The sequence below is a fragment of the Leucobacter chromiiresistens genome, from assembly GCF_001477055.1.
In the GTDB taxonomy this organism is placed as follows: domain Bacteria; phylum Actinomycetota; class Actinomycetes; order Actinomycetales; family Microbacteriaceae; genus Leucobacter; species Leucobacter chromiiresistens_A.
This window is the reverse complement of sequence record NZ_LDRK01000071.1, coordinates 1-9,267: the sequence shown is the minus strand read 5'-3', so window position 1 is coordinate 9,267 and position 9,267 is coordinate 1. Positions and strand designations below refer to the sequence as shown.

Below are 9,267 nucleotides of genomic sequence, written 5' to 3'. Positions count from 1 at the left end.
CGGGCGGGCGGCGCAGGCGGCAGCCCGTCAGGAGGCGGCGCGGGCGCCCGCCTCGCGCTCGCGCTGCTCGGCGCGGAGACCCCGCAGCAGCAGCTCGAGCCCGGCCTCGAAGGCCTGATCGGCGGGCGCCGCCCCGGTCGCCGCGACCCGCCGCTCCCGCTCCGCGTACGCGGCCGTGAAGTTCGGCACGTCGCCGCGGCCGCGCGCGTGCATCATGTCGGGGGCCGCCGCCGCGTCGAGCGCGGAGCCGAGGATGAACGACTCGAACGCGACCAGGATGTTGAGCGCGGCGGCCCGGCTCCACCCCTCGGCGATCAGCAGCCCGACGATGCGGTCGTACGATGCGAACACGTCGGAGCCGGGGTCGAACGGCATGACGGCGAGCAGGGCGATGGTGGGCGGGTGCGCGGCGAACGCGTCGCGGTACGAGCGCGCCCAGGCGGCGAGGGCGTCGTCCCAGGGTTCGTGGTCGAGCTCGCGCGTCGACACGCGGCCGGCGATCACCTCGCGGATGCCGCGGAACACGTCCTCCTTGTTCTCGACGTGGTTGTAGAGCGCCGACGGCCGCACGCCGAGCTCGCGCGCGAGGTCGCGCATGCCGAACCCCTCGCCGTGCTCGTCGAGGAGGTCGAGCGCGGTTTCGACGATCCTGACCCGCGAGAGCACCTGCTCGCTGGGTCGCCCCACGCGCCGTCGCTCCCGTTCCCCCACGTGCATCACTCCCTCGTCGACGCGCTCAGCCCCGAGTCGCGCTCGCGAACTCGCAATCCTGACGATCTGCGTCTAGTCTATTCACGTCAAAAAGAACATTGTTCATTTTGGTCGCGGTTCCGCAGACGGAACCGGCGCAGAACACCGGCACCAGCCGCCACATCACAGGAGATTCAGTGAGCGAAGCAACCGGGGCGCATCTCAAGCGCACTCTTGGCCCCATCACCCTCACACTGTTCGGGCTCTCGTACATGGCCATCGGCACCGTGTTCACGACCTACGGCATCGTGAACCAGCTGACGGAGGGCCACCTCGTCGACTCGTACATCGTCGCGCTCGTCGTCATGCTGTTCACGGCCGGCAGCTACGCCGCCATGGTGCGCCGCTACCCGGTCGCCGGATCGGCCTACACGTACTCGCAGCAGTCCTTCGGGGGCGCCGCCGGATTCCTCACCGGCTGGGTGCTCATGCTCGACTACCTCTTCATCCCGATGATCAACTTCCTCATCCTCGGGCTCTACGTCAGCACCCAGTTCCCGAGCGTTCCGACGTGGATCTTCACCCTCGCCGCCCTCATCGCGGTCTTCGTCTTCAACGTGCTCGGCATCTCGCTCGTCGGCAAGATCAACACCGTCATCGTGGTCGTCTCCCTCGCCGCCGTGATCGTCTTCGCGATCCTCGCCATCAAGGCGACCATCAACGACCCGAACGCGCCGTCGCTGCTCGACCCCTTCATCCCCGGCTCGGTCGGCTACAGCCCGATCTTCACCGGCGCCGCAGTGCTCGCGCTCTCGTTCCTCGGCTTCGACGCCGTCTCCACCCTCTCCGAGGAGGCGAAGAACCCGCGCCGCGACATCCCCCGCGCCATCATGCTCACGACCATCATCGGCGGCCTCATCTTCATCATCATCTCGTACGTCGGCGCACGCGCCTACTACCTCGACGACTGGAGCACCGCGTCGACCGAACTGCTCGATGCGGCGGGCGCCGTGCTGTTCGCCCACGTCGGCGGCGACGTGCTCGCGGCGATCTTCGTCATCATCACCGTCGCCGGCTGCTTCGGCTCCGGCCTCGCCGGCCAGGTCGCGGTCTCGCGCATCCTCTACTCGATGGGCCGCGACGGCATCCTCCCGAAGCCGCTCGGCATCCTCTCGAAGCGCTTCGGCACGCCGATCGTCGCGGCGACCACGGTCTCCGTCGTGGCGCTCGCGAGCCTCTTCGTGGGCCTCGACCAGGCGGCGTTCATGATCAGCTTCGGCGCGCTCGCCGCCTTCGCGATGGTCAACCTCTCCGTGATCCGCACCTACCTCTTCCCGAAGGGCGGCCGCACCGAGCCCGTCACGGCGTGGGGCTGGTTCCGCTACGGCGTGCTCCCCCTCATCGGCTTCGGCCTCACCATCTGGCTGTGGACCTCGCTCGAGGGCCTCACCTGGATCGTCGGCGGCATCTGGATGCTCATCGGCGTCGCGATCCTGGCGCTGAAGACCGGCTTCTTCACGAAGCCGGTGCCGAAGCTCAACTTCTCGGAGGAGATCCCCTCGACCGAGGCGATCGACGCGCTCTCGGCGCAGCACCCGCTCGACGCCTCCGAGACGCGCTCCACGCGGTGACCGCCCGGGGCGCCCGGCCGTCCGGGCGCCCCACCCCTCCCCCGCGCACTGCGATCCGCGCACTGCGATCCTCACCGCGATCCGCACCGCGATCCGCACCTCGATCCGCACCTCGATCCGCTCCCGACCCTCGGAGACTCCCCATGACGACCACCCTGTACCGCAACGCCGTCGTATTCACCGCCGACCCGACGCCCGAGCAGCCCCACCCCGTCGCCGAGGCCTTCGCGGTCGCAGACGGCCGCTTCACGGCCGTGGGCTCGCTCGCCGACGTGCGCACCGCGGTGGGCGGCGTCGCGGGCGGCGCAGGATCGCACGAGGTCGTCGAGGTCGACCTCGAGGGCCGGTTCGTCGCGCCGGGCATCATCGATTCGCACACGCACCTCGTCGGCTTCGGCGAGTCGCTCGGGCGCGTGCAGCTGCGCGACTGCGCCTCGCTCGAGGAGATGCAGCAGCGTCTCGTCGCCGCCCGCGAGGCCGACCCGTCGGCCGCTCGGGTGCTCGGCAGCGGCTGGCTGTTCGACGCGCTCCCGGGCGGGCGGCCGACCGCCGAGATGCTCGACGCGGTGCTGCCCGACGTGCCCGTGTACCTCGACGCGAACGACTTCCACTCGACGTGGGTGAACGGCGCCGCGCTGCGCGAACTCGGCATCACGCGGGAGACCCCCGATCCCATCGGCGGCGAGATCGTGCGCGACGCCGCGGGCGACGCGACCGGCCTGCTGCTGGAGACCGCCGGCACGCAGTTCGCCGGGGCCTTCCTGAGCTCGCAGACCACCGAGGAGGACGTGATCGCCGCGCTCGACCGCGCCTTCGCCACCTACCTCGCGGCCGGAGTGACCGGGGTCACGGAGATGTCGCTCAACGCCGCCGAGGTGGCCGGCCTTCAGGCCATCATCGCCCGGGACGGGCGCCTCCCGTTCCCGGTGACGGCGCACTGGATCCTGGAGCCGACCGGCGACGCCGCGCGCGATGTCGCGGGCGCCGAACGCGTCGCGGCCCTCCGCGAGGAGATCGCCGCGGGGCCCGCGCGCGACTGGCTGCGGATCGCCGGCGTGAAGTTCATCATGGACGGCACCATCGACGCGTGCACCGCCACGATGCTCGCCCCCTACGCCGACGGGAGCAACGCCGAGCCGATCTGGACGGCCGAGCGCATCGTCCCCGTCGCCGAGGCCGCCGACCGCGCGGGCCTGCAGATCGCCATGCATGCGATCGGCGACCGAACGAGCCAGATCGCCCTCGACGTCGTCGAGCACTGCGTGCGCGCGAACGGGCCGCGCGCGCGCCGACACCGCATCGAGCACCTCGAGAGCGTCGCCGACGACACCATCGTCCGGATGGGCGAGCTCGGAGTGGTCGCCTCGATGCAGCCGGTGCACTGCGACCCCGCCGTGCTCGACAACTGGAAGGCGCAGCTCGGCGACGAGCGCCAGGAGCTCGGCTTCCCCTGGCAGAAGTTCCGCGCTGCGGGGGTCGCGATCACGCTCGGCACGGATGCGCCGACGGCCCCGCACGAGGCGATCCCGAACCTCTACATCGCGCTGACCGGCGCCTCCGTGCTCGCGCCCGAGCGCGACCCCTACCACCCGGAGCGCGCCTTCACCCCGGCCGACGCCCTGACCGCCCTCACCGCGGGCGGAGCGTTCGCCGGCGAGATGGACGACACCACGGGCCGGATCCGACCGGGCCTGGCCGCCGACTTCATCGTGCTCGACGTGAACCCGCTCGAGGCCGCCCCCGAGGCGCTGCTCGCGTCGCGCGTGCTCAGCACCGCCGTGCAGGGCGAGGAGCTGCACCGGGCGCGGTGATCCCCCGCCCCGCCTACCGGAGGGACTCGCCGCCCACCGGAGGGGCTCGCGCCTACCGGAGGTGCTCGCGCCTACCGGAGGTGCTCGCGCCTACCGGAGGTGCTCGACGTCTCCCGCCGAGACCGTGAGCTCGCCGCCGGTGGGCAGGTCGACGACGAGCGACCCGTCGGCGGCGAGCGCCCGCGCCCGGCCGTCCACGATCTCGCCGCCGGGCAGATGCACACGCACCTCCGTGCCGAGCGTGAGCGAGTGCCGGGCGATGCGTGCGCGCGCCGCCTCCGGATCCTCGCCCGCGAGGCGCACGAGCCGCAGCAGCTCGCGGGCGTAGTCGGCGAGCACCCGGTCGGCGAGGTCGCGGCCCGCCGCATCGGCGAGGCTCTCGGCCCCGCCCGTGTCGGCGCCCGCCGCGAGCAGCGACGTCGCGCGATCGGTCGGCAGCTCCCACTCGGGGATCAGCAGGTTGATGCCGGTGCCCACCACCACGTCGTACCCCGTCGCCCCGCCGCCGGGCAGCAGCTCGCACAGAATGCCGCAGAGCTTCCTGCCGGGTCGCCCGGCCAGCGCATCGTGCTCGTCGCGCACGTGCACGTCGTTCGGCCACTTCACGCCGACGCGCTGCGCCTCGCCGCCCGCGCGCGCCGCCGCGGCCGAGAAATGCGGCTGCAGGGCGGCGGCGACGGCCGATCCCGCGAGCAGGGGCAGCCAGCTCACGCCCAGCCCCGTCGCACCGAACCCGCGCACGAGCATCGACGCCGCGATCGACGTTCCCGGCGGGGTCACCCACCCCCGGTCGAGACGCCCGCGACCCGCGGTCTGGTCGCTGGTCGCCAGCAGCGCGCCGTGCGGCAGCTCCCGTGCGCCCCGGCCCTCCCCCGCCGTCGCGAGCGCGCGCAGCTCGGCGTTAGTGGAGGGCGACGACTCTCGCCAGGTGACGTCGGGCAGCAGCGTGCGCGTGCGGGGAAGCTCCATGCGCATCACGTTAGCCCGGAAAACAAGTGGACCGCGGCACCGGCGCACAATACACTCCGATTGTGGAGCACTCAGGCCTGTCCCCCGATCCGCGACCGCGACCGCTCGGGCGGTGGTGGCTCGCCGCGGTGCTCGGCGCGGGCCTGCTGACCCTGGGCGCCTCCGGCGTCGCGGCGGTCGGCCCGGGCACTCTCGGCAGCGAGTACGTCACCGATGCCGTCGACGTGCTCGACGAGTCCGAGGAGCGGGCGGCGAACGCCAGGCTCGCCGAGGCCTTCGACACGACCGGGCTCGACCTCTTCGTCGTGTTCGTCGACGAGTTCACCGACCCTGCTGATCGCATCGCCTGGGCCGACGAGACCGCCGAGCTCAACGGCCTGGGCGACTCCCAGTACCTCCTCGCCGTCGCCACCGACGGCCGTCAGTACTACCTCTCGTCGTCGGCGAACGGCGAGCTCAGCGATGATGCGCTCGCCCGCATCGAGGAGCGCGTGCTCCCGGAGCTGCGCGACCAGGACTGGGCGGGCGCAGTCTCGGCGGCCGCCGAGCAGCTCGAGACCGAGGACGCGGCGCCCGCCCGCACCACCGCGGTCGTCGTGGGCATCGGCGCCGGGGTGCTCGGGCTCGGAGGCGCCGCGTTCGGCGTCTCGCGGCTCGTGCGCCGCCGACGCGACGCAGCGGCCGCCGCAGAGGATCTGGCGCAGCTCGAGCGCGCCTCGGGGTCGGCGCTCGTCGCCGCCGACGACGCCGTGAAGAGCAGCGCCCAGGAGCTCGAGTTCGCCCGCGCCCAGTTCGGGGACGCGTCGGTCTCGGCCTCCGCGGAGGCGGTCGAGACGGCCCGCGCGCGCCTGCTCGAGGCGTTCGCCCTGCGCCAGCAGCTCGACGACGCGACACCCGACACCGATGCGCAGCAGCGGGAGTGGCTGCAGCGCATCATGGAGCTCTGCGCCGCCGTCGACGAGGTGCTCGACGCGCAGGCGGACGCCTTCGCGCGGCTGAGAGCGATCGAGCAGAACGCGCCCGCCGCGCTCGCCGAAGCCGCCGCACGACGGGAGCAGGCGGGGGCGCGGGGTGCGCAGAGCCGAGCCGAGCTCGAGCGTCTCACCGCCGCGTACGCCGCCGACGAGCTCGGTGCGCTCGACGGGGCCGTGCAGCAGGCGGAGCAGCTGCTCGCCTTCGCGGAGGATCGCGAGCGCGCCGCCTCGACCGCGCTCGGGGCCGCCCCGCCCGACTCGGGAGCGGCCGCCGTGGCGATTCGGGAGGCCGAGGCCGCGGTCGCCCAGGCCGACGAGATCCACCGCGCCATCGCCGCGCGCGGCCCCGAGCTCGCGAGCATCGAGGCCCGCTGCGCGGAACTCATCGGCGAGCTGGAGGCCGACGTCTCGACAGCCCGGGCCGTGCCCGATGCGGACGGCCGCGTTGCCGCCGCCATCACCGCGACGCAGGAGCGCATCGCGCAGGCGAGGCACGACCTCTCGGGCGCCGAGCGGCGGCCCGGTCGGGCCGTGCAGGCGCTCGAAACCGCCAACGCGCAGATCGACGGCGCGGTGCACTCCGCGCAGCAGGCCGAGCGTGCGCGCCGACTGCTCGACGCCCAGATGGCGCAGGCCGACAGCCAGGTGCGGCAGGCGGAGGCGTTCATCGACGCACGGCGCGGGGCCGTCGGCTCGCGGGCGCGCACCCGTGCGGCGGAGGCGCGCGCCGCCCTCGCACGCGCCGACGCCGCCCGATCCGCGAACCCCGAGAGCGCGCTCTCCGATGCGCAGCGCGCGAGCAGCCTCGCCGCCGAGGCGCTCTCCGCCGCCCAGTCCGACGTCTCCGGGTTCGGCACCGGCTTCGGCGGCGGATACGGCGGAGCCTCGTCGGCGGGCGGCGACCTCGCCGCGGTGCTCGGCGGCATCCTCGGCGGGGGCAACGGCGGCTCCGGCTACGGCGGCTCCGGAGGCGGGTTCTGGGGCGGCGGCTCCAGCGGCTCGTGGGGCGGCGGCTCCCGCCGATCCTCGGGGCGCTCCGGCGGCTTCTCCCGCAGCTCCGGCCGCTCCTCGCGCCGGTCCGGAGGCTCCTCGCGGCGCTCGAGCGGCGGCCGCTCGGGCCGCCGCGGCGGCGGCCGCTTCTGACTCGGCGCTTCCCCAGTCCCGATCCTTACACTCGATCCAAACCGCTCCGCCGAAAGGAACTCACATGTCGAAGCAGTCCATCCTCGGGCGCATCACCACCCTCGTCCGGGCCAACGTCAACTCGATGCTCGACGCGGCCGAAGACCCCGAGAAGATGATCGATCAGCTGATCCGCGACTTCTCCTCCAACATCTCGGACGCCGAAGCCGCGATCGCGGAGACCATCGGCAACCTGCGGCTGCTCGAGCAGGACTACGACGAGGACGTGCGCACCGCGCGCGAGTGGGAGCGCAAGGCGATCGCGGCGAGCGCGAAGGCCGACGAGCTGCGCGCGGCCGGCAACTCCGTCGACGCCGACAAGTTCGACAATCTCGCGAAGGTGGCGCTGCAGCGCCAGATCACCGAGGAGAACGAGGCCCGCGCCGCCGAGCCCACCATCGCTGCGCAGCGCGAGGTCACCGCGAAGCTGAAGGACGGCCTCAACGGGATGCGCGAGAAGCTGCAGCAGCTGCAGACGAAGCGCTCCGAGCTCGTGGCGCGCGCCAAGACCGCCGAAGCGCAGAACCGCGTCGCCGACGCCGTCAAGTCGATCGACGTGCTCGACCCGACGAGCGACCTCGGCCGGTTCGAGGACAAGATCCGCCGCCAGGAGGCCCTCGCGCGCGGCAAGCAGGAGATCGCCGCCTCGACCCTCGACGCGCAGTTCAACGAGCTCGAGAACTTCGAGGCCGTCACCGAGGTGGAGGCGCGACTCGCCGCCCTCAAGGCCGGGCGCTCACCGCAGGCGCTCGAGCAGTAACCACCGCACACCGAGCGGGGCGGGCCGATCCGGCTCCGCCCCGCTCGGCACCGTCTCACCCATCGCACTCAGCAGACAGGACACACCGTGGCATTTTGGGGACGCCGAGACCGTGAGTCGCAGGAGCGGCAGCACGCCTCCGACGCGCAGCAGGCGCAGCGGGCGCGCAGCGCGATCGTCGCCGCAGATGAGCGCATCCGCGCGACCGGCGACGAACTGGCGTTCGCGACGGCCGAACTCGGCGAGGAAGCGACGGCGGAGCTGCAGGCCGGCCTCGACTCGGTGCGCGAGCACCTGAGCGAGGCGTTCCAGCTGCACCAGCTCAACCACGACCACATCCCCGACACCCCCGACGAGGTGCGCACCCGCAACGCACGCATCCTGCAGCTGTGCGAGTGGGCCGAATCGGTGCTCGACGAGCGCACCGCCGCCCTGCAGGCGCGCGTCGAACGCGCGCGTCGCGCCCCCGAGATGGTGCAGCGCGTGCGCGCCGACGCCGCGGCGCTCCGCGAGCGCGTGCCCGACGCCCAGCGCGCGGTGGCGCGTCTCGCCGAACGCTACAGCCCCTCGGCGCTGCAGCGCGTCAGGCTCCACTCCGAGGACGTGGAGCAGCTGCTCGACTTCGCGGAGCACTCCGCCGACCTCTCCGATCGTCGACGCGCCGCAGGCGCCCTCGCCGACGCGAACCTCGCACTCGAGACCGCGACCGAGACCGTGCGGCGGGCGGCCTCGATCCTCGACGGCGTCGACAGCTTCGAGATCGAGGCGCTGCGCGCGCAGAACACGCTCGCCGACGTCATCGACGACTCCCGCAGCGACATCGCCGCGGCCCGCACCGAGCCCCGCAACGCATCGGTCGACGACGCGATCGAACGGCTCGAGGCGGCCCTCGCCGAGGTGAGCGCCGGGCGCCAGCGCGACCCGTTCGCCGACCTCTCCCTCGTCTCATCGGCCAACGCCGCACTCGACGCCGCTCGCGCCCGCGCCGCGAAGCCCGTGCCCTCGGAGGCGCAGGTGCAGCACGGCGTCGCGGCCGCGGACCACGCCATCGGCATCGCAGCCAGCCTCATCGAGGGGCACCGGGGCTGGATCGGCGCCGACGCGCGCACCCGGCTCGCCGAGGCGCGGCGCCACCGCAGCGAGATCGCCGCACTGCCGATGACGGAGGACTCGCGGGAGCAGGTGCTGCAGCTCGCCCGCCGCGCCTCGGCGAGCCGGGTGCGCGCGTCGGCGCCGATCCAGCCCCGGTG

Annotated in this window: 7 protein-coding genes; 5 read left to right on the top strand and 2 right to left on the bottom strand. The window is 73.4% G+C overall.

Features of this window, described 5'->3' with window-relative positions; translation table 11 throughout:
- Positions 1 to 27 precede the first annotated feature (27 nt).
- A complete protein-coding gene (locus NS354_RS09840; protein ID WP_074690312.1) occupies positions 28 to 687 on the bottom strand; it encodes a TetR/AcrR family transcriptional regulator in 660 nt (219 codons plus the stop codon).
- A 200-nt stretch (positions 688 to 887) separates the two neighbouring features.
- On the opposite strand from NS354_RS09840, the gene NS354_RS09835 reads away from it, so the two are divergent.
- Both NS354_RS09835 and NS354_RS09830 read left to right on the top strand, forming a co-directional pair.
- Positions 888 to 2,321 carry an APC family permease gene (locus NS354_RS09835; protein ID WP_058594333.1) on the top strand — a complete coding sequence of 478 codons (1,434 nt, stop codon included), beginning with the start codon at positions 888 to 890 and terminating at the stop codon, positions 2,319 to 2,321.
- A 143-nt stretch (positions 2,322 to 2,464) separates the two neighbouring features.
- Entirely contained in the window at positions 2,465 to 4,132 is a 1,668-nt protein-coding gene (locus NS354_RS09830; protein WP_058594332.1) for an amidohydrolase, read from the top strand.
- Between the two features lie 90 nt (positions 4,133 to 4,222).
- Here the strand turns inward: NS354_RS09830 and NS354_RS09825 are convergent, their stop codons facing one another.
- Entirely contained in the window at positions 4,223 to 5,101 is an 879-nt protein-coding gene (locus NS354_RS09825; protein ID WP_058594331.1) for a biotin--[acetyl-CoA-carboxylase] ligase, read from the bottom strand.
- A gap of 62 nt (positions 5,102 to 5,163) precedes the next feature.
- On the opposite strand from NS354_RS09825, the gene NS354_RS13895 reads away from it, so the two are divergent.
- From NS354_RS13895 to NS354_RS09810, 3 genes are all read left to right on the top strand, one after another.
- On the top strand, positions 5,164 to 7,218 hold the full coding sequence (locus tag NS354_RS13895; protein ID WP_058594330.1) for a TPM domain-containing protein: 2,055 nt from the start codon (positions 5,164 to 5,166) through the stop codon (positions 7,216 to 7,218).
- Positions 7,219 to 7,282: 64 nt separating this feature from the next.
- Positions 7,283 to 8,017 carry a PspA/IM30 family protein gene (locus NS354_RS09815; protein ID WP_058594329.1) on the top strand — a complete coding sequence of 245 codons (735 nt, stop codon included), beginning with the start codon at positions 7,283 to 7,285 and terminating at the stop codon, positions 8,015 to 8,017.
- Positions 8,018 to 8,104: 87 nt separating this feature from the next.
- A partial coding sequence (locus NS354_RS09810) for a hypothetical protein (protein WP_058594328.1) occupies positions 8,105 to 9,267 on the top strand: 1,163 nt, incomplete at its 3' end.

Excerpts from the sequence above, each read along its gene's own strand:
- NS354_RS09830 (WP_058594332.1), top strand. The coding sequence starts at position 2,465 with ATGACGACCACCCTGTACCGCAACGCCGTCGTATTCACCGCCGACCCG.
- NS354_RS09825 (WP_058594331.1), bottom strand. The coding sequence starts at position 5,101 with ATGGAGCTTCCCCGCACGCGCACGCTGCTGCCCGACGTCACCTGGCGA.
- NS354_RS09815 (WP_058594329.1), top strand. The coding sequence starts at position 7,283 with ATGTCGAAGCAGTCCATCCTCGGGCGCATCACCACCCTCGTCCGGGCC.